This is a genomic window from Shewanella sp. 10N.286.52.B9, from assembly GCF_002873635.1.
Lineage (GTDB): Bacteria > Pseudomonadota > Gammaproteobacteria > Enterobacterales > Shewanellaceae > Shewanella.
The window spans coordinates 1-244 of record NZ_MCTY01000233.1 but is presented as its reverse complement, the minus strand read 5'-3'; the positions used below and the strand labels follow the sequence as shown (position 1 = coordinate 244).

The following is a 244-nucleotide window of genomic DNA, read 5'->3' as shown; positions in this document are numbered from 1 at the left end:
GGGGTTATGCGGTATTTGGCGAAGTCGTAGAAGGAATGGCAGTACTGGAAGCCATGTCATATGTTCCAACTGGCCATAATGCCCAACTCAATTGGCCTGATGTGCCCGTTAAAGAAGTGAAATTGAATAAAGCGACACTACTGAAACGATAAACCTTATAAATTTCATGGTTATAGGTGACTCATTTACGTTACGTAAATTCATCAATTATTTAAAAAAGCGGCGTTAAATATACATTTAACGC

General features: G+C 38.5%; 1 protein-coding gene. It reads left to right on the top strand.

The genetic code is table 11. The annotated features are described in order from the left end of the window. Nucleotides 1-152, top strand: a 152-nt coding sequence (locus BCU91_RS20645; RefSeq protein ID WP_198590506.1) for a peptidylprolyl isomerase, incomplete at its 5' end; no start/stop codon positions are given. Nucleotides 153-244 lie beyond the last annotated feature (92 nt).